Below are 21,605 nucleotides of genomic sequence, written 5' to 3' on the forward strand. Positions count from 1 at the left end.
TAACACACATGGAAGATTACAATAAGATTATTGAATCGCTTGGGGTGCGGTTCATTAAGGCTAAAAATCTGGTGTTGCAACAGCCGTTTACGGTGCGCAACTACTACGATGTAGGTAACAACCTGATCCTGCTTCATAAAGGCAGTATCTTTTTCGGTGACGAGGAGCAGATGGTAGAAGAAGGGGAACTTCTATTCATCCCGGGTGGCCGAAGCACAAAAGTTACCTTTGGGCCATCGGGTGAAGGTAAGTCCATCACAAACGATGACTTGATCACAAACAGAGAGAAGTTTTTCAAAAGCAATAACGATCTGGACCTGATCGGAGATGCCGAAGAGAGCCATACGTATGTAAGCTTCGAGGCGAAGGTGTTCGATTCGGTTAACTTCTTCGCTTCACTGGATCTGCCAGCGTTCCTGATCTCTAATAACACCAAACTTGCCAATCTGGTAATTAAGGTGGTGGAAGAGAGCATGCAGGAGCTGCCAGGCAAAGAGCGCCTTACAAACCTGTACACAGAGCAGGTGGTGGTAGAGATTGTTCGCCACATCCTCAAGAACAGAATGTTTGTGGAGCAGCTGGCAACAAATAGCACATACTTTAAAGATCCTCGCCTCATCGACTTGTTCAACTACATTAAGGAGAACCTGGGCGGCGATTTATCTAACAAAGTGCTTTCTAACGTGGCCAACGTGTCCGAGGATTATGTAGGGCAGTACTTCAAAATGCTGACTGGTATTAACCCGCAGGATTATATTGAGTACCAGCGTATGGAGCGTGCCGTATTCCTGCTTCGCACTACAAAGAAGAGTATCCGCGAGATCGGTAAAGAAGTTGGTTACAAAGACACAGCTTATTTTTGCCGCCGCTTTAAAATGATGTTTGGTATACCAGCCGGTAAGATGCGCCGCCGCGAATCAGCGACGAACATCTAAGGCTACGTTATACGAAGCAACAAGAGAAGAGACCTCGGCCAAAAAGCCGGGGTTTTTTTCTATGTGGTTACCTACCACAATTACGTCGGCTCCTGCATTGAGGGCCGCTGTAGCTTTGGCAATAGAGTTAATGCCACCACCTACAACAAGAGGCAAGTCCACAGCTTTGCGCACTTCTCCAATCATACTTGCCGAAATGGGCTGCATGGCGCCGCTGCCTCCATCCATATAAATATACTTTAGGCCCAGTAGCTCGCCTGCCATAGCCGTGCACGCTGCAATAGCGGGCTTATCAAACGGGATGGGCGTAGTTCCGCTCATGTAAGAGGCGGTGGTTTGGCGGCCTGTATCAATAAGCATATAGCCGGTAGGGTATACTTGCAGGCCGCTAGCTTTTAGCTTAGGGGCTGCCACAACGTGCTGCCCAATTAGGAAGTCCGGGTTGCGGCCAGAGATGAGCGAGAGGAGCAAAATGCCATCAGCCTGGCTGTCTATATGCTGGCTGTTGCTCGGGAAAAGTATAATAGGCGTATTAGTGTGTGCTTTCAGGAGGCGGATAAGGCTTGCCTGGTTTTGCGAGGTAATCAGGCTGCCACCCACAAAGAAGAAATCGATAGGGTGCGTCTCGCTCAGAGCGATAATATTCAGGCAGGATGCCTCCGTCAGGTTGTCGGGGTCGAGCAACACGGCGAAGTGTTTCCTGCCTGCTTGATATGGTTGTGCTTTTTGGGAATCGTAATTAAATGGCATCCTTCTGTGGAACGATATACTCAGTTGTCTCAACCTGGGTAACCTCTACGATAGGCGCTGCAGGCTTTGCTGCAATATCGTTATTTTCGGAGACACTGCTTAAGTATTCTTCCAGCTTTTTGGTCGCGTAAACTACTAGCAGGGCTAATGCCTGTTGCTGTATGGCCTTTCCAACCTCGGATTTAAGAAATCCCTTAGACTTTTTTTTTGGCTCAGTGGTTGCCTCTGCATGGTGCATACGCTCCGAGGACAGGGTGTAGTCATCTTCCTGCTGATGCACATAAGAATCATAGTCTATGAGCGGCGTAGAAGCATGGGTTTGCTGCACGGCAACACCTGCTCCTTTATTTTTTCTCTTGTTGCTGGGTTTCTTTACTTTTTTTTTACCACCTGAAAACAGGCGCTTTACCAGCCAGCCAGCTAGCAGCACGCCACCTGCCACGGCTACCTTTTTGCCAATTTCTTGTCCCTGCGACTTAATCTGGTCTACATCGCCCATCAGGGCTCTTTTATACTCTTCTTTTTGCCGCTCTAGGAAGTCGCGCTCGTTATCGAACAGAGGATTGTTTAATTCGCTCATATATGTTTTTCTCTTTTGTCGGACTTATAAATTGTATTGTCAAATGCTTTATCGGCTACACCTTGGAATACCTTTTTATCCAAGCCAACCACTAGCACCACTAGTAGTATAATATAGAAAAGTGCTACAATCCCGAAGCCCCAAAAAGTGCTATCGAGTAAGTGGTTAAGCAACAGGCCTAAAAAAATGCTTACAAAAATAACCACCATAAAAGCGGCGAAGCCTAGCAAAATAGCGTGGAGTGTACCAACAAAGGAGGCTTTCAGCTTTTCCTGTATTTCCAGCCGTATGATGTCTATGCGGGTATCGATGTAACCCATCAGGTTCTCCATTAAATGCGGGCTGCGTTCGCGAGTTCCGTTATCTTGTATAGCCATAGGTTTATTCTCGTTTTTAGTACATTTTCTGTATACGAGGGTAGATTTAAAAATTTACGCAAAGTATAACTGATTCGAACTGTAGTACGGAATTTAAGGTTTATTGTCCGGATTTAGTTAAATTTAAGACTGATCTTTGTTGAGATTGATACCTGCTTGAATAAAAATTACTATAACGTATTAGGCGTAAGCCCGTCGGCCCCGACCCAAGAAGTGAAGGCGGCATACAAGCGGCTCGCGGTTAAGTATCACCCTGATAAAAACCCGGGCAACTTGCTTGCCGAAGAGCTGTTTAAGCAGGTGAATGCTGCTTACCAAACCCTGTCTAACCCAAGCAAAAGGGCTTTGTATGATTTGCGCCTGCAGTACCAGCGCGAGCAGCAGCAGCGTGCCGTTATGCAGCACCAGCCACGCCGATATGAAGAGCGGCATTACCGCACACGCCAACCCGCCGGAGTATCAGAAAGGTATTACAAAAAGCGCCAGCCTGATACAAAGCGTTTTTCACGCAGAGATTGGTATATCACTGCAGCATTTATCAGTGGTATCCTAGTTTTCAGCCTGCTGCTAAAAACCGTAATGGACCGCATTACAGGCGAAGATAAGTATAAAACAGCGCTTACATATATAGCAGATGGTAAATATAGTAGCGCACATCGCCTTCTAACAGATGCGATCGAGTTTATGCCTACTAAGGCCGCGGCCTACGAGGCACGTGCCATGATTGAGTTGGATGTGTATGAGAACTATAACTCTGCGTTACGCGACCTGAACAAGGCTATTGCGTTGCAAGAACAGCCATCTGCAAAGATATACTACATGCGCGGGCGCAGCTACCAGCAACTGGCAAACTACCAACAGGCAGAACTGGATCTGACACAGGCGCTTCGGCTGAACAAAAGCCTTTCGCAGGCTCATCTAAAGCGTGGCGAGGTCCGTTTGTTTTACTTGCAGCAGTATGACGCAGCCATTGCAGACTTTAACGCTTTCCTAAGGCATCAGAACACAAATGCGGAGCAGATAGAAGCACTGACTTTCAGGGGTTTTGGGCGCTATAAACTTGGGCGGCTAGAGGAGGCAGCGCAGGATTACCGGGCTGGGCTGGCTATCAGCCCTGAAGGCGAAGGAGGGAGGCTGCTATACTTGCTGGGCCGCGCCGAGCTGGATATGCAGCAAGCAGACTCAGCATGCACACATTTTCAGGAGGCATATCAGCTTGGTTATACTGCTGCCCTTTTGGAGCTGCGCAATAATTGCCGTTAGCAACCCCATCATCTTATTTATACTTTATAACATTTCTGGTTTTATTGGTGAGGCGCCACGTGTGCCGGAGTGCAATAATCAGTGCAGAATGCTTTAAAAAATTTATCCTTGGATAGACAAATGGGCGATTCCTCGGTTTTACTATAAAGTATAAATCAACAGGATATTAAACTGAGGAGCAGGTACCGAACCGTTGGCCTGAATTTAAAGTATAGAAGTGCCTGATAGATGGGATAAAAAAGCAAGAAGGCCTATAAACAAAAAACCCTCACCGGTTAGAGTGAGGGTTTAAGCTGGTGGTGATGATTGGAATCGAACCAACGACACAAGGATTTTCAGTCCTTTGCTCTACCAACTGAGCTACATCACCAGCTCTTGTTGTGCCCCTTGTTTCGAAAGGGTATGCAAAAGTAGCAACTAACTTTTAAGTTGCAAACATTCGGGTGAAAAATATTTTAAAAAAATACGCCGGCATACATCTTTCTCATTATTCTGCTATCTTTATCTACTAATTAGTATGTATAACGAATAATTTGCCGTGATAATAGGACTGGAAAACATCATCTTTCTACTTGTGGCTGCTGTGGGCATTGGCCTTTTTGTGTGGCAGATCCGCAAGATCCGCAAAAACGTGCTCATGGGCCGCGACGTGGAACTGGCTGATAACCCTGCAGAGCGCATCAATAAAACCTTGCTGGTGGCTTTTGGGCAGCAGAAAATGTTTAAACGCATGCTGCCAGCCGTGCTGCACCTGTTTGTATATGTCGGCTTCCTGGTGATCAACATCGAGGTACTGGAAATCCTGATTGACGGCATATTCGGCACGCACCGCATACTTGGCTTTGCCGGAGTGCTGTATAGCGGACTGATGGCAGTTAATGAAATTCTGGCAGCGCTGGTGATTGTGGCCTGCGCCATGTTCCTGTGGCGAAGAAACGTAACTAAGGTGCCGCGCCTGGCTGAGGGCGTGGAAATGCGCGCCTGGCCAAAGCTGGATGCCAACCTTATCCTGATCACCGAGATTGTGCTGATGCTGGCACTGTTTGCCTTCAACATATCAGACCTGAAGCTGGCAGAGCTAAGGGGGACGCATATTGCCGGAGCCTTTCCGGTTAGCTCTATGTTTGTGAACATATTAGGCAACGACCCGGATACACTGCATGTAATTGGCCGCGTGGGCTGGTGGTTCCACATTCTGGGCATACTCGCCTTCATGAATTACCTGCCAAGCTCCAAGCACTTCCACATTATCATGGCCTTCCCGAACGTGTATTACTCTAAGCTATTGCCGAAGGGTAAATTCACAACGAATGCGGCTATTACGCATGAGATAAAAGCCATGCTGGACCCAAGCTACCAGCCGCCAGCACCGGAAGTAGATGCCAAAGGCAACCCGATCATCCAGCGCTTTGGTGCCAAAGATGTAGAGGATCTTACCTGGAAGCAACTGATGGATTCTTATACTTGTACCGAGTGTGGGCGTTGCACTGATGTGTGCCCCGCCAACATGACGGGCAAGTTGCTTTCGCCGCGCAAGATCGTGATGGATACTCGAGACAGGATGGAGGAGAAAGGCGAGCACCCGGCAATCTATAAGCCGAATCACTACAAGGAAATGGGCGTGGAGCGTGTAGAAACCACCGATGAGAAAACACTGCTGCGCGGATATATTACGCCGGAAGAGCTTTGGGCCTGCACCAGCTGCAACGCCTGCGTAGAGGCCTGCCCGGTAAACATCGATCAGCTGTCCACAATCATGGACCTGCGCCGCTTCCTGGTATTGGAAGAGTCTGCGGCTCCGGCCTCTCTAAACGCCATGTTCACCAACATCGAGAACAATGGCGCCCCGTGGGCCTTCTCGCCAGCCGACCGCTTTAACTGGGCCGACGAACTGTATGTACCTTCGAAGAATTAAAAATTAGACGATAGATTTTAGACGTTAGATTTTAGATTAGGCTGGACGTAGAGAAACATAGCATGTGGTTTTGTCTAAAGTCTAGCATCTAAAATCTAGGGGCTCACAAATAACCAGATGGAAGAGAATAAAAGATTAGTAAAAGTGCCTACCATGGCTACCATGGCAGCAAATGGCGAAGAACCGGAGATCTTGTTTTGGGTTGGTTGCGCCGGCGCTTTCGACGACCGCTATAAAAGAGTAACACGCGCCTTTGTGCAGATATTGGAGCATGTAGGCGTAAAGTATGCCGTGCTGGGCACTGAGGAGAGCTGCACCGGCGATCCGGCCAAGCGCGCCGGTAACGAATTCCTGTTCCAGATGCAGGCGCTTACCAACATCGAAGTGCTGAATGCCTATAATGTGAAGAAGATTGTGACGGCTTGTCCGCATTGCTTCAACACTATCAAAAACGAATACCCGGACCTGGGCGGTAACTATGAAGTTATCCACCACTCTACCTATCTGCAGCAGCTCATAAACGAAGGCAAGGTGCACGTGAAGGGTGGCGAGGCCTTTAAAGGCAAGCGCATCACTTATCACGACTCCTGCTACCTAGGCCGCGCCAACGATATTTATGAGGCGCCGCGCGATGTGCTGGCTGCCTTGGATGCCGACCTGGTGGAGATGAAGCGCAGCCGTGCCAATGGCCTGTGCTGCGGTGCCGGCGGTGCCCAGATGTTTAAGGAGCCTGAGCCGGGTAAAAAAGACGTTAACATAGAAAGAACCGAAGAGGCGCTGGCCATACTTGGCAACGGCAACGGCGTAATAGCCACAGCCTGCCCATTCTGTATGGTAATGATGAATGACGGCGTGAAGAACAAGGAGCAGGAAGAAAGCGTACAAGTTTTTGACATTGCCGAGCTCATCGCCCAGGCCGAAGGGCTTTCGAAGTAATATTTAGTTGTTGATTGTTAATAGTTGATGGTTGTTTTACTCCAGGGTTAAGTCCGGGCTACCTGTTTTACTTTATAAAGTATGAGAAATGGGCTAGCCTTTCAGAGTTTACCTCATCAACAGTTCTCTTATAAAAACAATCAACAAGTAACAATTAACAATTCCTATGTATATTCCGTTTAGCGAATTGCCGCCACAGGCCCGCCTTTGGATTTACCAGGCAAGTCGCCCGCTGACTGCGGCAGAACAGTCTGAAATAAAGCCGCTTTTGGAGCGTTTTGCTACTGAGTGGAGTAGCCATGGCAAAGGCCTGCAAGCCTCTGCCGAGCTGCTACATGACCGCTTTTTGGTGCTGGCCAACAATGAGGAGGCAACCGCTGCCAGCGGCTGCTCCATTGATAAGTCGGTTAGCTTTGTGCGCGAGCTGGAGCAGCGCTACAACGTATCGTTCTTCGACCGCACGCAGCTGGCTTTCCTTCAAAACGAGGAAGTGAAGCTGATAGGCATGCAGGAGCTGAAGAACCACGTGGCGGCTGGCGAAATTGATAAGAATACGCTATATTTTGATACGCTAGTAACTAGTTATGGAGAGTTGCAACAGGCCTGGCCCCGCCCTGCCGGAAACAGCTGGCTCTCTCGTTATTTCTAATCAGGCTCAAACCTAACCTATACTTGTTCATGCGCTTACTGCTACACAACAGGCCCCTGGCCAACCAACTAAAACAGACTGGCATACTTTTATTGCTGATACTTATACTTACCGGCTGCGGCGCAGGGCAGTATTTAAGCAAGGGCGATAAACGTTTTGGGCAGGAGGAGTATGAGCGCGCCATTGCCTACTACCAGCAGGCGCTGGCAAGCACCAATAACCCCGGCGAGGTAAACTACAAGATTGCCGAGTCTTACCGCCGCTCTAACCGCCTAGCACAGGCAGAGCCGTTCTACAAAGCAGCCCTGGATGCCAACTTCCGCAAAGAGGACACTTACTATTACTACGCCATGTCCCTGAAGGCTAACGGCAAATACGAGGAAGCACTCCGCTGGATGAAGGATTACATGCGCGTAGGCACCAGCCCGCAGCTTAAAAGTATGGCAAGCCGTGAGCTGGAGAACCTGCAGCAATTAGATGGTATCCTGGGTATGCACCAGCGCTATGAAATCAGTAACCTGGAGGCCCTGAACACCGATGCCTCTGAGTTTGCGCCTTACGTACTGGACAACGAACTGATTTTCTCTTCTACCCGCAGCCCCGGCAAAGAATACCTGGGCAACGGCGAAGGCTTCCTGGATATTTTCTCTACAACCCTGACCGACTCTATAGCTGAAATGGGTGGCGCCGTGCATAAGTATGAAGGTATTAGTATGGAAGAGATGCACGATGCCCTGCCAACTTTTACCAACAACGGCGCTACTATGGTATTTGCCCGTAGCAACGAGGGCACTAAGAAAGGCCGCCGCAACGTAGACCTGTTTATCTCGCTGCGCCGAGCCAACGGCTGGTCTGAGCCAAAGCTGCTAAGTATAAACGACCGCGAAGCCTGGGACTCTTCCCCAGCTTTCTCACCGGATGGCAAGACTTTATACTTCACATCAAACCGTAGGGGAGGCCTGGGCGGCACAGATGTATACAAATCCACGCTGGATGATAACGGCCGCTTTTCTAAGCCCGAGAACCTTGGCCCAGGTATAAACACACCGGGCAACGAAAGCTTTGTTTCTGTTGGCCCGGATGGCACACTCTACATCGCCTCGGATGGTTTGCCAGGCCTTGGCAATCTCGACCTGTTCAGGGTAGAGAACGGCAAGCCGGTAAACATGGGCCAGCCCGTAAACTCGCCTGGCGATGACTTCGGAATATACTTCGTGAATGGGCAGTACGGCTTTTTCTCCTCTAACCGCGAAGGCGGCAAAGGCGGCGACGACCTGTATCGCTTCGAGAAGAGCGCGCGTAAGCAGGTTAACTTCTTTGTGGATGGCACACTGTACCAACTGCGTGATGGCGCCCGGCAGAGAGCAGCTGTACCAAACCATACTGTCACGCTACAGGACGAAGCCGGTAAGCAGCTGCGCCCTACCAGCACCGATGGTAGCGGCCAGTTTACCTTCGCCCTGGATTCTGCATCTACTTATTACGTAATCGCCGAGAAGCCCGGTTTCTTTACGGCACGCCAGCGCATTACCACAGTAGGCAAAATGCCGGCTCAGGAGGATCTGGAAGATGAGGTAACCGAGGTGCGCCTCACAACCGTGCTTGTACTCAATGAGATCGTAAAAGAGAAAGCCATTATACTAGAGAATATCTTCTATGACTTTGATAAGGCAAATATTCGCCCTGACGCCGCCCTGGAACTGGATAAATTGGTGCAGATCTTAAAAGACAATCCGGGTATCTCCATCGAGCTTAGTTCGCACACAGATGCCCGCGGCAACGATGCCTATAACCAAGACCTGTCGCAGCGCCGCGCCGAGTCTGCCGTAGAGTATATTATCTCGCAAGGCATAGACCGCAACCGCATCACCGCGAAAGGCTATGGCGAGAGCCGCCTGGTAGTGAAAAACGCCAAAACAGAGGAAGAGCATCAGCGCAACCGCCGTACCGAATTTAAGGTAGTGCGTATACAAGAGTAACATCAGTGTAGCGCAACATAGCAGAGCCGCATAAGTTTATACTTGTGCGGCTCTGCTGTTTAGTGTAAGTATGTTTTCTAGCCGGTTTTATACCTTAGCCCTACATGCTTTTTGTTTTGTTCAGACTGTGAGGCCACAAGGCTGTCAAGTACAGATCAAATTTGTAGGGCAAATTCGCGTCCCGGCCACGCAGCAACGATTTATACTTGATTGCAGCAGCACCAGTTCGGGCTGGTACTGCTGCAGGTGTTACCTGAAAATCACTTCCCGAAAGTATACTTCAGGCCCAAGCCCAACGTGTTCAGGCGGGAGTAGCCGGTATACTGAAAGGTTTGGGTCCTAATGCCAAGTACGGCGTGCCGGTAGTCCAAAGAAATAGCCAGCGGCATCTTCCGTAAAGTATACTCTATGCCAAAAGTGGCGATGGCAGCGGCGCCAATCTCCATTTTTTCCTTTTCATGAAACATGTCGCCTTTTGTGCTCACGGCGCTAATACCAATACCTGCAAATGGCCTTAATCGGCTGGAGCTAAGCAACTGCGGCTGCCAGAGGTAATGCAGCGAAGCCTGGTACGAACCCTTGTAACCAATGGAGCCGGCCTGTAGCTCAAGCGCCGTTTCGGGTCTAACAAAGTACTTCAAGTGTAGCTCTGGCTGTATGCCTGCAGGGCCGCCCACAGAAGTGCGTATGCCAAGCGAGAACTTATAGGGCGCCATGGCTTGGAGCGTAGACGTCGGGGCCTCTTCCTGGGCAAGTGCCGGCTGCACAAACAGGGGCAAGGCTCCCAACAAGGGGAGAAGAAGTTTGTTTTTCATAGCTATATAGTTTTAAGGTGATACTTCTATACTAGCTGACCCAAATTGCAGCCCAGGCGTTGCGTCGTGGTTGCCATGCAGGAATAAAAGTATAATTAAAGGCTTCGGCTGTCGCTAATGCCATTCCCTTTGTTAAATTTGTAGGCAAATAATCCGGAACTATGGAAAATAGATATTTGCGCCGCGGTGTATCCGCTTCTAAGGAAGATGTGCACAACGCCATCAAGAACATCGATAAAGGACTATTCCCGAAAGCTTTCTGCAAGATCATCCCTGATATCCTGACCGGGGACGAGAATTACTGCGCCATTATGCACGCCGACGGGGCCGGCACCAAATCCTCGCTGGCTTACATGTACTGGAAAGAAACCGGTGACCTGAGCGTGTGGAAAGGTATTGCCCAAGATGCCGTGGTCATGAACACCGACGACCTGCTGTGCGTGGGTGCCACCGATAATATTCTGCTTTCCTCTACCATTGGCCGCAACAAAAACCTGATTCCGGGCGAGGTGATCGCCGCCATCATAAACGGTACCGAAGAAGTATTGCAGATGCTGCGCGATAACGGCGTGGGCATTTACAGCACCGGTGGCGAAACCGCCGACGTAGGCGACCTGGTGCGCACCATAATTGTGGATAGCACCGTAACGGCCCGCATGCGCCGCGACGAGGTGATCTCTAACGACAACATTCAGCCCGGCGACGTGATCGTGGGTTTTGCCTCTTACGGGCAGGCAAAGTATGAAACGGAGTATAACGGCGGCATGGGCAGCAACGGCCTGACCTCGGCACGCCACGACGTGTTCCATAAATACCTGGCCGCCTCTTACCCCGAAAGCTACGACCACGAACTGCCAGCCGACCTGGTATACTCCGGCAACAAGCGCCTAACCGATATCGACAAGGAAACAGGCATGGAAATTGGCAAGCTGGTGCTGTCGCCTACACGCACCTATGCGCCGATCGTGATGGAGATACTTAAACAGCACCGCCCGAACATACATGGCATGGTGCACTGCAGCGGCGGAGCGCAAACCAAGGTGCTGCACTTTACCGACAAGGTGCACATCATCAAAGATAACCTGTTCCCGGTGCCGCCGCTGTTCCGCATAATTCAGGAGCAGAGCCAAACCGACTGGAAAGAGATGTACAAGGTGTTTAACATGGGCCACCGCCTGGAGATTTACCTGCCCCAGGAGCACGCCCAGAGCCTGATCGACATTTCGGAGAGCTTCGGGGTGGAGGCCCGCATTATTGGCCGCGTGGAGAAGAGCAAAACCAATGAGCTAACCATAAAGAGCAGCAAAGGCGAGTTTTACTACGAAGGTTAAAACAAGTATAAACCTATACTTTAAAATAGCCGCAGGTGCCTAAGTGCCTGCGGCTATTTTTTAGGGCAGATGTTACAAAAGGCTTGCAAAGAGTTGGGCAGAAGGCTGCTGAGCTTATACTAAACATGATTTTCTTTTTTATAAAGCAGCAAAACTGATGAGTTGTATTGTTGCAGCAGGGGCAAAAGTCGCCTTCTATATACAGATTTTAATACAGAATTTGGAGCGGCCTGTTTGCTTTTGCTTTTGGCTTAGTTTTCTGGGTTGCAACAAAGCAGATTTTAAATAAGCACTCTTGTAACCGTGGGAGATATGCGTTAAGAAATGCTTCAATATAAGAAGTAAGACTCCTCTCATATAATACCTAAAAGGTGCAGGTGGTCCAAATGAAGCTATGACTTTCTGATTCTCAATATGGTGTAGTATGAAATTGCTATTCATCTTTTCATTTTTAGTTGCTTTAACATCAAGTGCAATGGCGCAGCAGCCTGAAGAGGTTAGCCCCCGCGAGGGTAATCTCTATATAGGGGTTGGTGCAACAAACGTTGAGTACCACATTTACTATAAGGAAAAGAAAGGCACAGGTACAGTAAGATCAGGGTACTTTACTCCCATGTTTCTAACTGTTGGCTATAAATGGACTGAGAGGGCAAAGTTGCAGGTTAGTCTTGGCTATGGGGGCGATAAACAAGAGATAGAAGGGGCAGGCGGCACTACTGCCAGTTCGCGTACGCAAGCGTTAGCACTTGCTGTGTCAGGACAATTTACTTTCTTCAATGTATTGAAGCGGTTTCCTGTATATGGTTCCGTAACTGCCATGCCCGCCTACGGAACTACCAAGTCAAAAGAAACTGAAAATGGGGTTATTGTATCTGATACAAAAGATGCAGGCACGGATGTTTTTGCCACTGCTGCCCTCGGCTTTAACTATAAAATAAGCAAGAGGTTCACAGGCTATACGGAGTATCTCTTCTTTAAAAGGAGCCTGACCGGGGAAAACTCATACTATTACGACTGGAACCAGGATGCGACTTTACTTGACCGGGTTGCCAAGTCCCTGGCTATGGGCCTCAACTATAACTTCAACCTTAAGCAGGAGAAGTAAATCAACTCCTGATAGACAAACTGGCATAATAATTGGCTTCAGGCAAGTATAAGCAAAAACCTATACTTGCCATGAGAAAGCTTCTACTTCCGTTTCTGTTTGTGCTGCTGGCTTTGCCGGTACTTGCACAGTCTTCTATACTTACGTTCACTGCCGAGCGCGGCGAGTACTTCCAGGTGGAGGTAGATGGCCGCCTGGTAAACCGCACCGCCACTAACTATGTGCGCCTGGACCACGTACGGCCCGGCAAGCACTATATAGAGCTCCGTGTGCGCAGCCGGCATGGCGTGTACAAAATGGGCCAGAAGGTATTTGTGCCGGATAGGGTAGAGGCTAACTATGGCGTCCGTACGCTGGGCCGTAGCGGGAAAGCATACCTGCAACTAATCAGTGAGGTGCCGCTGGCCCCGGTGGTTGTGCATCCGCCACTCCCGCGCTACCCCGACCGCCGTCCACATGACGACCGCTATGGCGACCGTTACGAGCCTGTGCCGCCCCGCCGGGACGATGACTACTACGGAAGCTGCCGCAACCTGTTAACCGGCCGCGAACTGGACCGCCTGCTGGAAACCATCCACAGCCGTGACTTTGAGAGCACCAAGCTAAGTATAGCCCGCGATGCCGTGCGTGGCAGCAGCATCATGGCCGAAGACCTGAAACGCATCCTGCGCGACTTCGACTATGAAAGCACCCGCGTGGAGTTCGGCAAGTTCGCCTACGAATACCTCTGCGACCGCGAGCACTTCTACTACATCTACGACCTCTTCCGCTTCGACAGCAGTGTGCGCGAGCTGGAAGAATACACTAGGAGAAGGTAGGGGAGGTTGGGAGGTTGGGAGTTAAAGAGGTTGGGAGTTAGAAGGTTAAAATGTTAGAAAGTTGGAGGGGCTGCCTTGGAGAATGCCTGACTGAAATATTTTGTGGCTGCTGTATGAGTTAGATTAAGGCAAGCCATAACGATAGCAATAGTATAAAAAGAGAAAGCCGCCTCCAGACCCTCTGTCCGGAAGCGGCTTTTTTCATGGTTGTAAAGAGCTAAAACTCTCTACCTCCTAAACTCTTTAACTCCTAAACTTTCTAACTATCTCAGTCTGTCTACGGATCTTACCAGGTCTTCGTCGCGTTTGATGAAGCGGTTGGCCAAGGCGTTTAACAGCAAGCCGAGCACAGGCATGAAGAAGCCTGCCTCATAAGCACCGTTCTCAGGGGCTTGCACCAGCTCAGCGCCCACGTAAGCGGCATAGTAAAACGAAACGCCCAGCAGAGCGGCAAGCACCAGCGTGTTCAGCAGGCCCAGCTTCATTTGGTTCAGGCGGCTCTTGAACTGGAAAATCTCATACACGGCTACCACGGCGGCGGCAATAGCCAGCATGCCAATGGCAATAGCCCCGCGCTGCGGAATGGTGCCTGCCGTATCAGGCTCGCCCTGCTCATTCAGGAAGTATGATTTAATGTTCCAGGCGCTCAGCACCACGGTTTCGCCAGTAGTGGCATCAGTTTTAGACCATAATGGCAAAAACAGCATCACAATCATGGCAATGGCCAGCAGGGCCAGAAATACGGTTTGAATTCTTTGTATCATACAGTGGTTAATTTAACTTGCAAAGAGATGCAAAATTAGACAAAGACCTGTAAAACTAAAATTAAGATGCACACTGCTTATATAGTTGATATACTTAGAACACCGGTTGGCAAGTTTGGCGGCACCCTGAGCACTGTTCGCCCCGACGACATGGCCGCTTTGGTGATGAAGGAAATCGTGGCCCGCAACTCCAACCTGGACCCTGCTATGATTGAGGACGTGGTGATGGGCGCTGCCAATCAGGCTGGTGAGGATAACCGCAACGTAGCGCGTATGGCGCTGCTGCTGGCAGGTCTGCCGCAGGAGATAGGCGGCGTAACCGTAAACCGGCTGTGCGCATCGGGTTTGCAGGCTATCATGGATGCCTCGCGGGCAATTAGCTGCGGCGACGGCGAAGTATACTTAGCCGGTGGCGTGGAAAGTATGACGCGCGCCCCGTTTGTGATGGCAAAATCAGAAACAGCCTTTGGCCGCACCGCCGAGATCTATGATACCACCATTGGCTGGCGCTTCACCAACCCTGCACTATCTAAGCTGCATTACCCGTTTGGCATGGGCGAAACGGCAGAGAATGTGGCTGAGCGATACGGCATTTCACGTGAAACTCAGGATGAGTTCGCACATCAGTCGCAGGTGAAGTATAAGGCTGCTGCAGAGGCAGGTAAGTTCAGTGATGAGATCGTGCCGGTGCATATTCCGCAGCGCAAAGGCGAGGATATAGTGTTTGATACGGATGAGCACCCAAGGCTGTCGTCGGTGGAGAAGCTGGCAAGCCTGAGCCCGGCTTTTAAGAAGGGAGGCACGGTAACGGCTGGCAATGCATCCGGCATAAACGACGGCGCAGCGGTATCCATTATCGTGAGCGAGGAAACCCTGAAGCGCTACAACCTGACGCCGATGGCGCGTGTGGTGGCTACCGCTATAGCCGGCGTAGACCCTGCGCACATGGGCATCGGCCCGATACCAGCCACACAGAAAGCCTTGAAGCGTGCCGGCCTAAGTATAAACGACATCGGACTGGCCGAGATAAACGAGGCATTCGCGGCCCAGGCCATTCCGTGCATCCAGCAGTTGGGTGTTAACCCGGACATCGTGAACGTAAACGGCGGCTCTATTGCCATCGGTCACCCGCTAGGGGCCAGCGGCACGCGTATTTCGGCTACGCTGCTGCACGAGATGAAACGCCGCGATAACGTGAAGTATGGCCTGGCAACCATGTGTGTGGGTGTGGGCCAGGGCGCCGCCGTTATCTACGAGAAAGTATAAGTTAAAGCCTGGCAGCGTGCGCACCCTTCCCGAAACGTTTTGGAGGAGGTATGCGTGCCTAAAGCAAGTATAAGTTTCGACTAAAAAGCGCCTGCTCATGTTCTAAGCAGGCGCTTTTTAGTTGAAACTGTCGTGAGTCTTTTGCCCTTCTACTTTTGCGTCAAAATCATACCTTTGCTTTATGCGGTATTTTTTAGAAATAGCTTACGACGGAACCCGGTTTCATGGGTGGCAGGTGCAGCCCAATGCAATTTCGGTGCAGGAAGTGTTGGACGATAGCCTGACGAAGATTCTGCGGGAGCCAATTAGCAGCACCGGCAGCGGCCGCACCGACACTGGCGTGCACGCCAGCCAGCAGTTCGTACACTTCGACAGCGCGCAGCACCTAGACCCGGAGCAAGTAATTTACCGCCTCAACCGCATCCTGCCCGACGATGTGTCTGCGATACAATTATACTTGGTGCAGGAAGATGCCCATGCACGTTTCCATGCCTTTGCCCGCACCTACCATTACTACATTACGCGCCGCAAAAACCCGTTTAGCCGCTACCATGCTTGGCACCACAGCCGGCCCCTGGACGTTGAAAAAATGAACGAGGCCGCGGCCATACTGCTAAAGTATGAGGATTTTACTACCTTCAGCAAAGTAAAGGGCGATACAAAGCATTACCGCTGCGACATGTATGAGGCCGTTTGGCAACAGGAGGGCGAGGATCTGAAGTTCACGATACGGGCCAACCGCTTTTTAAGAGGCATGGTGCGCCTGATAGTAGGCGCGCTGGTCGACGTTGGCCGCGGTAAGCTAAGCGTAGAGGCCTTTGAGCAGATCATTGCCAGCCAGGACAGGAGCAAAGCCAGCGGGGCGGCTCCGGCAGAGGGCTTGTTTCTGGCAAAAGTAGAGTATCCCCCCGAGCTTTTTATACAGAAAAACTAATCAACCTAACCCAAAACTAACCTACATGCAACTGGAAGAAGATCATCAGGGGCCGCACATCAATGGTAAACACCTGCGGCCCGAAAGCTTAATGATGAGCTATGGGTATAACCCGGAATGGTCTGAGATGGCCGTTAAAGCTCCAATTTATCAAACCTCCACCTTTGTTTTTAAGAATGCCGAAGAGGGCAAAGCCTTTTTTGAGCTAGCCTATGGCCTGCGCGAGAAAAATGCCGAAGAGCAACTAGGCTTGATCTACAGCCGCCTGAACAACCCCGACCTGGAGATACTCGAGAACCGCCTTCGCTTCTGGGACGGTGCCGAGGATGCAGCGGTCTTTGCCAGCGGCATGGCCGCCATCAGCACCACACTTTTGGCCCTGCTTAAGCCCGGCGACGTGATCCTGCACAGCGAGCCCATTTATGGCGGCTCGGACTACTACATCAAAAACATCCTACCTAAATTCGGCATCCAAAGTATAGGTTTTCAGGCAAGCGCCACAGCCGAGGAGGTTTCGCAGCTGCTGGATGCCTCTGGCGTAGCCGATAAGCTGGCCATGGTATACGTGGAAACGCCTGCCAACCCAACCAACCATTTAGTGGATATTGAGGCTTGCGCCGCGCTGGCCAAAAAGCACTCTACCCCGGATAAGAAAGTAGTGGTTGCTGTAGACAATACCTTCTTAGGCCCGGTTTTCTCGCACCCACTCAAGCATGGAGCCGACTTGGTTCTATACTCTGCCACCAAGTACATCGGCGGCCACTCCGACCTGATAGCCGGGGCCTGCGCCGGCTCCGCCGATCTGATGAAGGCCGTGAAAGGCATGCGCACCTTTACAGGCTCTATGGCTAGCCCCTGGACCGGCTGGATGCTGATGCGAAGCCTAGAAACGCTGAAAATACGCATGGAAGCGCAAAGCCGTGGTGCCGAAACGGTAGCCGCATACCTAAAGGAGCATCCCAAAGTGGAGAAAATCTACTACCTCGGCGACCTGGCGCACAACCCGCACCAGCAGGCGATCTACGAAAAGCAGTGCAGCGCTGCCGGCTCCATGATTGCCTTCGACCTGAAAGGCGGCGAGGCAGAAGCGTTCCGTTTCCTGAACAGCCTGAAGCTGATAAAGCTGGCAGTAAGCCTAGGCGGAACAGAATCGCTGGCTGAGCACCCTGCCTCCATGACGCACTCCGATATTTGCCTGGCCGACCGCGCCAAAATGGGCATCGGCGAAGGGATGGTGCGCATCTCAGTAGGTATTGAGCACCCCGACGATATCATCTCTGACATAGAACAGGCGCTGACTAAAGTATAAAAAGAGTTCTGAGCCTTGAGTGCTGAGTTACGAATTTACAGAGGCCGGTGCCATACGTTATGGTGCCGGCCTTTTTTTGTACATAATGCATTGCTGCCGCAAGTTTTTAAATCGTGGCTCTTTTTGAGGTAAGCTTTCAGCTTGCAGCAGGAAGATTTCTTAATTTTTGTTCTGGTCGTAGTCTCGGAAGTAGGGGCTAGGGCTGGTTAGATGGTTGTTACTGAAGTATAAATCCGGTTCGTCCCAAAATCCTGAAAATCCTGATCCGAAACCATTAACTTTGCAGCCGGTTAAGACTAAGCGCCCGTACAGAAGAATCGCTGCGGCTTGCGCTTAAAATTTGCCCATGTAACCTGATTTATACTTTTGGAAGATAAACCTAAAAATAGCGGTAAGGTATTCGACTCTGATGTGCTGAAGCGGCTTTTCACGTTTGTGAAGCCCTACATCAAGATCTTCTACTTTATCATATTCCTGACCTTTGCCTCGGCCATACTTGCCGCGCTGCGCCCCTTCCTAATTCAGTACACCGTAGACCACGAGATCCTGAACAACGACTGGGAGGGCCTGAACCGCATGTTTGTGGTGCTGGGGGTGCTGCTGGTGGTGCATGCCATTGTGCAGTATCTGCATACTTATTTCGCCGGCTGGTTGGGGCAGCACGTGGTGCGCGACATCCGCATCAAGCTATACCGCCACATCCTTGACCTGCGCCTTAAGTTCTTCGACCGCACGCCAATCGGCACGCTGGTTACCCGGAATGTGTCCGATGTAGAAACGCTGTCTGATGTATTCAGCGAGGGGCTGGCCGCCATGATCGGCGATGTGCTGCAGCTGGTGTTTATACTTGGCTTCATGTTTTACATTGATTGGGAACTGGCGCTAGTGAGCCTTTCCACGTTTCCGCTCATGATCATCAGCACGTACATCTTCAAGGAAAAGATCAAGCATACCTTTCAGGAGGTGCGCACGGCTGTTGCCCGGCTAAACTCTTTTGTGCAGGAACATATCACCGGCATGAGCATCGTGCAGATCTTCAATAACGAGAAGCGCGAGATGGATAAGTTTCAGGAGATCAACAAAGAGCATACTCGCGCCAACATTCGGTCGGTACTGTATTATTCGGTATACTTCCCGATCGCGGAGATTATCGGGGCGGCTGGCCTGGGCCTGCTGGTGTGGTATGGTGCCTATGGTGTAGTAGAGGACGAAACCTCACTGGGTACACTGATGGCTTTTATCATGTACATTCAAATGTTCTTCCGCCCGATACGCCAGATAGCCGACCGCTTTAACACACTACAATTGGGCGTGGTAAGCACCGAGCGCCTGATGCGCCTGCTGGACAGCAAGGAAATGATTGCCGACAACGGCAGCTACGCCCCCGAAAAGATAAAAGGCAACGTGCGCTTCGAGAATGTATGGTTTGCTTACCAAGACGAGGACTGGGTGCTGCGCGATATCTCTTTTGATGTGAAAGCAGGCGAGGCCGTGGCGTTTGTGGGCGCAACTGGTGCCGGCAAAACCTCTGTCATCAACCTCCTCAACCGCTTTTACGACATCAACAAAGGCCACATCATCATCGACGGGCACGATTTGCAGGACTATGACTTGAGCGTGCTGCGCCACCACATTGGCGTGGTGCTGCAGGATGTGTTCCTGTTCTCGGGAAGTATAGCCGATAACATTAGCCTGGGCAACAAGGCCATAACAGAGGAGCAGATGTGGCACGCCGCCGATCTGGTTGGCGCGCGCAAGTTTATTGAGCGCCTGCCCGGCGGTTTGCACTACCAGGTAATGGAGCGCGGTGCCACGCTATCCGTGGGCCAGCGCCAGCTAATCTCCTTTGTGCGGGCCATGGTGTACAACCCCGAGATCATCATCCTGGATGAGGCCACCTCCAGCGTAGACTCCGAAACCGAAGAACTGATACAATACGCCATAGACCAATTGATGCATGGCCGCACCTCCATCGTGATCGCGCACCGCCTCAGCACCATCCAAAAAGCCGATAAGATCATTGTACTGGACCGTGGCGAGCTGAAGGAAATGGGCAACCACGAAGAGCTTTTGCGCCAGAATGGGTACTATGCACAGCTGCACCAGATGCAGTACAAGAACATGATTGATTTATGAAAAAGCTACTCTATGTAATGGCGGGCTTCGCCATCCTGCTCATGGTGTTTTACACATACATTGGCGGTTTCACAGAGCCAGAGGTAACCATGGCCACCTCCCAGGCCATGTATGTGGCCGGCGCACCCTTTGAGGGTTCTGTGGAGGATGAGGCCATGGGGCAGCTCTTTCAGCGGGCGGCTAAAGTGCTGGACCAAAAAGAGCTGGAAGGCATGCTGGGTAACATCTATTACAACGACCCCGACAAGAGCGGCGACAGCATCCGGGCATTTATCGGCATCATCATCCCTGATTCTTCTGTGGTGCTGCCTTCCGGCTATACCTTGCGCACCGTGCCGGGTGGCCGCCGCGTTGTGCGTGCCGAGGTAAACGCCAGCGTGGCTATGTCGCCCCGCAAGCTCTACGCCGCCGTGTTTGATTATGCCGAAGAAGAAAAGTTGAAGCTGGAAGAGTTCTATGTAGAGTGGTTTCCGGCCGATGATCAAGGCGTGCTGGAGGTGCCCGTTAAGCAGTAGCGCCATACTTGTAAGTATGGATTTATACTTTATCTTTGGTGAGATAAAGGAAACCGCTGCAAACGCACATTTCGGTTTCCGGTAACCACAGCAGCTATTGTATTTTGGGCAAGAAGGCAGAAGCTAAAAAAGAACTGATTTTAGAGGCGGCAAAAACCGTGTTCGGCAGGATGGGCTACAGCAAAGCCACCCTCGACGACATTGCCGCGGCTATCGGTATGAAAAAGCCCTCGCTGTACTACTATTACAAAAGCAAGGAGCTGCTCTACATCGAGGCCTTTTCGCAGGAGTGGAAAGCGCGCCTCTCACACATCAAGCAGCTTGCCGAGCACGAGCCAAACCCACACAAGCGCCTGCTGCTCTACATCCAGTCCTCGCTGCGTTACTATCAGGAAATCGTGTCGGAGCATACTATCTCCATCAAGGTGCTGATCGAGACGCGCATTATGTTTCAGGAGCTTTTCCGGGAATCCCGGGCGAAAGAGGCCAACTACTACGCCGCGGTTATTAAAGAAGGGGTTGCAAAAAGCATTTTTATACCTTGCGAGGCCGAGCGGGTAGGTTACTCCATGATGGTGGTAAAAGACCTGATCCAGTTTGAGGAGTTCCAGCGGACCGATTTCCATAAGCTGCCTTCCATCGACTTCGAGAAGATAGAGCGAGATGTGGTCTACACCATCAACCTTATACTTAACGGAATAGCGGCGCAGCAAGAATAAATACATAATGGCTGAGCCGCCTAAACAGTTCAGCCACTATAAGATAGAGTTTTATACTATTCAGTTGCTTTCAACTGGTCAAGTTTGGCTTTTAGCGCATCAATGTCGGGTTTGTGGCCTTTGGCTACCTCAGCGGCATCAAGCTCTATCAGCATATCCTTCATTTGCTTCAGGTAAGCAGCTTTGTCCTTTTTCAGGCAGCCTTTCTGGTGATCGTGGCAGTTGCCGTTTTCATCCATGGGCTTAAACATACTGCCCTCGCCGTAAATCAGCCATTGTGGGTTCAGGTCCTTGAAGTTTTTAATGATCGTAACCAGCTCATCCAGCACAATGTTGCGGCCATAGATGATGTGACTCAGGGTTTCCTCGTCGCTGCCGGTCATAGCCTTCAAGTCTTCCATTTCCAGTTCTTTCAGGTTAGTGTAAAACCTGAACCGTTTACCGATTTGCTGCAAGTCAATAGCCATAAGCAGTTTGTTTAAGTGAATTTTATGTTGATCGTAGATTGC

Annotated in this window: 21 protein-coding genes and 1 tRNA gene; 15 read left to right on the top strand and 7 right to left on the bottom strand. The window is 50.8% G+C overall.

Going from position 1 to position 21,605, the window contains the following annotated elements:
- Positions 1 to 8: 8 nt before the first annotated feature.
- Complete coding sequence (locus tag D1627_RS11395) at positions 9 to 935, top strand: AraC family transcriptional regulator (protein WP_119432360.1); 927 nt, start codon at positions 9 to 11, stop codon at positions 933 to 935.
- Here D1627_RS11395 and D1627_RS11400 read toward each other — a convergent pair.
- From D1627_RS11400 to D1627_RS11410, 3 genes are read right to left on the bottom strand one after another with little or no spacing between them, the layout of a single operon-like run.
- Entirely contained in the window at positions 918 to 1,685 is a 768-nt protein-coding gene (locus tag D1627_RS11400) for a geranylgeranylglyceryl/heptaprenylglyceryl phosphate synthase (protein ID WP_119432361.1), read from the bottom strand. The two genes, D1627_RS11395 and D1627_RS11400, sit on opposite strands and share 18 nt — an antisense overlap.
- A complete protein-coding gene (locus D1627_RS11405; RefSeq protein WP_119432362.1) occupies positions 1,675 to 2,265 on the bottom strand; it encodes a hypothetical protein in 591 nt (196 codons plus the stop codon). The genes D1627_RS11400 and D1627_RS11405 overlap by 11 nt, the downstream gene beginning before the upstream one ends.
- Entirely contained in the window at positions 2,262 to 2,642 is a 381-nt protein-coding gene (locus tag D1627_RS11410; protein WP_119432363.1) for a phage holin family protein, read from the bottom strand. Before D1627_RS11410 ends, D1627_RS11405 begins: the two co-directional genes overlap by 4 nt.
- Before the next feature lie 156 nt (positions 2,643 to 2,798).
- On the opposite strand from D1627_RS11410, the gene D1627_RS11415 reads away from it, so the two are divergent.
- Entirely contained in the window at positions 2,799 to 3,905 is a 1,107-nt protein-coding gene (locus D1627_RS11415) for a J domain-containing protein (RefSeq protein WP_119432364.1), read from the top strand.
- A gap of 294 nt (positions 3,906 to 4,199) precedes the next feature.
- Here D1627_RS11415 and D1627_RS11420 read toward each other — a convergent pair.
- Positions 4,200 to 4,275 (bottom strand) — tRNA-Phe (locus tag D1627_RS11420).
- Between the two features lie 171 nt (positions 4,276 to 4,446).
- On the opposite strand from D1627_RS11420, the gene D1627_RS11425 reads away from it, so the two are divergent.
- From D1627_RS11425 to D1627_RS11440, 4 genes are all read left to right on the top strand, one after another.
- Entirely contained in the window at positions 4,447 to 5,820 is a 1,374-nt protein-coding gene (locus tag D1627_RS11425) for a (Fe-S)-binding protein (RefSeq protein ID WP_119432547.1), read from the top strand.
- A 117-nt stretch (positions 5,821 to 5,937) separates the two neighbouring features.
- The gene (locus D1627_RS11430; protein ID WP_233555605.1) at positions 5,938 to 6,756 is read left to right on the top strand and encodes a (Fe-S)-binding protein; all 819 of its coding nucleotides are present in this window, start codon (positions 5,938 to 5,940) and stop codon (positions 6,754 to 6,756) included.
- Positions 6,757 to 6,922: 166 nt separating this feature from the next.
- Positions 6,923 to 7,405 carry a hypothetical protein gene (locus D1627_RS11435; protein ID WP_119432365.1) on the top strand — a complete coding sequence of 161 codons (483 nt, stop codon included), beginning with the start codon at positions 6,923 to 6,925 and terminating at the stop codon, positions 7,403 to 7,405.
- 29 nt (positions 7,406 to 7,434) lie between these two features.
- Positions 7,435 to 9,384 carry an OmpA family protein gene (locus D1627_RS11440; RefSeq protein ID WP_119432366.1) on the top strand — a complete coding sequence of 650 codons (1,950 nt, stop codon included), beginning with the start codon at positions 7,435 to 7,437 and terminating at the stop codon, positions 9,382 to 9,384.
- A gap of 260 nt (positions 9,385 to 9,644) precedes the next feature.
- Here the strand turns inward: D1627_RS11440 and D1627_RS11445 are convergent, their stop codons facing one another.
- The gene (locus D1627_RS11445; protein ID WP_119432367.1) at positions 9,645 to 10,199 is read right to left on the bottom strand and encodes a hypothetical protein; all 555 of its coding nucleotides are present in this window, start codon (positions 10,197 to 10,199) and stop codon (positions 9,645 to 9,647) included.
- Between the two features lie 161 nt (positions 10,200 to 10,360).
- Here D1627_RS11445 and D1627_RS11450 point away from each other — a divergent pair, with 161 nt between their 5' ends.
- From D1627_RS11450 to D1627_RS11460, 3 genes are all read left to right on the top strand, one after another.
- The gene (locus tag D1627_RS11450) at positions 10,361 to 11,530 is read left to right on the top strand and encodes an AIR synthase related protein (protein WP_119432368.1); all 1,170 of its coding nucleotides are present in this window, start codon (positions 10,361 to 10,363) and stop codon (positions 11,528 to 11,530) included.
- 424 nt (positions 11,531 to 11,954) lie between these two features.
- On the top strand, positions 11,955 to 12,635 hold the full coding sequence (locus D1627_RS11455; protein ID WP_119432369.1) for an outer membrane beta-barrel protein: 681 nt from the start codon (positions 11,955 to 11,957) through the stop codon (positions 12,633 to 12,635).
- A 71-nt stretch (positions 12,636 to 12,706) separates the two neighbouring features.
- A complete protein-coding gene (locus D1627_RS11460) occupies positions 12,707 to 13,453 on the top strand; it encodes a DUF4476 domain-containing protein (RefSeq protein ID WP_119432370.1) in 747 nt (248 codons plus the stop codon).
- Between the two features lie 263 nt (positions 13,454 to 13,716).
- Here the strand turns inward: D1627_RS11460 and D1627_RS11465 are convergent, their stop codons facing one another.
- Positions 13,717 to 14,217 carry a DUF4293 domain-containing protein gene (locus tag D1627_RS11465; protein WP_119432371.1) on the bottom strand — a complete coding sequence of 167 codons (501 nt, stop codon included), beginning with the start codon at positions 14,215 to 14,217 and terminating at the stop codon, positions 13,717 to 13,719.
- Between the two features lie 66 nt (positions 14,218 to 14,283).
- Here D1627_RS11465 and D1627_RS11470 point away from each other — a divergent pair, with 66 nt between their 5' ends.
- The 6 genes from D1627_RS11470 (at position 14,284) to D1627_RS11495 (ending at position 21,096) form a co-directional block, all read left to right on the top strand.
- Positions 14,284 to 15,483: a thiolase family protein gene (locus tag D1627_RS11470; RefSeq protein WP_119432372.1), complete on the top strand. Its 1,200-nt coding sequence runs from the start codon at positions 14,284 to 14,286 to the stop codon at positions 15,481 to 15,483.
- Positions 15,484 to 15,664: 181 nt separating this feature from the next.
- Complete coding sequence (gene truA, locus D1627_RS11475) at positions 15,665 to 16,417, top strand: tRNA pseudouridine(38-40) synthase TruA (RefSeq protein ID WP_119432373.1); 753 nt, start codon at positions 15,665 to 15,667, stop codon at positions 16,415 to 16,417.
- 25 nt (positions 16,418 to 16,442) lie between these two features.
- Positions 16,443 to 17,726 (top strand): cystathionine gamma-synthase family protein, encoded by a 1,284-nt coding sequence (locus D1627_RS11480; protein ID WP_119432374.1) that lies wholly within the window; start codon positions 16,443 to 16,445, stop codon positions 17,724 to 17,726.
- A gap of 366 nt (positions 17,727 to 18,092) precedes the next feature.
- Positions 18,093 to 19,862 (top strand): ABC transporter ATP-binding protein, encoded by a 1,770-nt coding sequence (locus D1627_RS11485; RefSeq protein WP_119432375.1) that lies wholly within the window; start codon positions 18,093 to 18,095, stop codon positions 19,860 to 19,862.
- Positions 19,859 to 20,377, top strand: coding sequence for a GyrI-like domain-containing protein (locus tag D1627_RS11490; protein ID WP_119432376.1), 519 nt, complete (start codon positions 19,859 to 19,861; stop codon positions 20,375 to 20,377). Before D1627_RS11485 ends, D1627_RS11490 begins: the two co-directional genes overlap by 4 nt.
- A 104-nt stretch (positions 20,378 to 20,481) precedes the next feature.
- Complete coding sequence (locus D1627_RS11495) at positions 20,482 to 21,096, top strand: TetR/AcrR family transcriptional regulator (RefSeq protein WP_119432377.1); 615 nt, start codon at positions 20,482 to 20,484, stop codon at positions 21,094 to 21,096.
- A 56-nt stretch (positions 21,097 to 21,152) separates the two neighbouring features.
- Here D1627_RS11495 and D1627_RS11500 read toward each other — a convergent pair whose 3' ends face one another.
- Positions 21,153 to 21,563: a hypothetical protein gene (locus D1627_RS11500; protein ID WP_119432378.1), complete on the bottom strand. Its 411-nt coding sequence runs from the start codon at positions 21,561 to 21,563 to the stop codon at positions 21,153 to 21,155.
- Positions 21,564 to 21,605: the final 42 nt, after the last annotated feature.

It is taken from the genome of Pontibacter oryzae (genome assembly GCF_003576375.1).
GTDB lineage: Bacteria > Bacteroidota > Bacteroidia > Cytophagales > Hymenobacteraceae > Pontibacter > Pontibacter oryzae.

Excerpts from the sequence above, each read along its gene's own strand:
- D1627_RS11395 (WP_119432360.1), top strand. The coding sequence starts at position 9 with ATGGAAGATTACAATAAGATTATTGAATCGCTTGGGGTGCGGTTCATT.
- D1627_RS11400 (WP_119432361.1), bottom strand. The coding sequence starts at position 1,685 with ATGCCATTTAATTACGATTCCCAAAAAGCACAACCATATCAAGCAGGC.
- D1627_RS11405 (WP_119432362.1), bottom strand. The coding sequence starts at position 2,265 with ATGAGCGAATTAAACAATCCTCTGTTCGATAACGAGCGCGACTTCCTA.
- D1627_RS11410 (WP_119432363.1), bottom strand. The coding sequence starts at position 2,642 with ATGGCTATACAAGATAACGGAACTCGCGAACGCAGCCCGCATTTAATG.
- D1627_RS11430 (WP_233555605.1), top strand. The coding sequence starts at position 5,938 with ATGGAAGAGAATAAAAGATTAGTAAAAGTGCCTACCATGGCTACCATG.
- D1627_RS11435 (WP_119432365.1), top strand. The coding sequence starts at position 6,923 with ATGTATATTCCGTTTAGCGAATTGCCGCCACAGGCCCGCCTTTGGATT.
- D1627_RS11440 (WP_119432366.1), top strand. The coding sequence starts at position 7,435 with ATGCGCTTACTGCTACACAACAGGCCCCTGGCCAACCAACTAAAACAG.
- D1627_RS11445 (WP_119432367.1), bottom strand. The coding sequence starts at position 10,199 with ATGAAAAACAAACTTCTTCTCCCCTTGTTGGGAGCCTTGCCCCTGTTT.
- D1627_RS11450 (WP_119432368.1), top strand. The coding sequence starts at position 10,361 with ATGGAAAATAGATATTTGCGCCGCGGTGTATCCGCTTCTAAGGAAGAT.
- D1627_RS11455 (WP_119432369.1), top strand. The coding sequence starts at position 11,955 with ATGAAATTGCTATTCATCTTTTCATTTTTAGTTGCTTTAACATCAAGT.
- D1627_RS11460 (WP_119432370.1), top strand. The coding sequence starts at position 12,707 with ATGAGAAAGCTTCTACTTCCGTTTCTGTTTGTGCTGCTGGCTTTGCCG.
- D1627_RS11465 (WP_119432371.1), bottom strand. The coding sequence starts at position 14,217 with ATGATACAAAGAATTCAAACCGTATTTCTGGCCCTGCTGGCCATTGCC.
- D1627_RS11470 (WP_119432372.1), top strand. The coding sequence starts at position 14,284 with ATGCACACTGCTTATATAGTTGATATACTTAGAACACCGGTTGGCAAG.
- truA (WP_119432373.1), top strand. The coding sequence starts at position 15,665 with ATGCGGTATTTTTTAGAAATAGCTTACGACGGAACCCGGTTTCATGGG.
- D1627_RS11480 (WP_119432374.1), top strand. The coding sequence starts at position 16,443 with ATGCAACTGGAAGAAGATCATCAGGGGCCGCACATCAATGGTAAACAC.
- D1627_RS11490 (WP_119432376.1), top strand. The coding sequence starts at position 19,859 with ATGAAAAAGCTACTCTATGTAATGGCGGGCTTCGCCATCCTGCTCATG.
- D1627_RS11500 (WP_119432378.1), bottom strand. The coding sequence starts at position 21,563 with ATGGCTATTGACTTGCAGCAAATCGGTAAACGGTTCAGGTTTTACACT.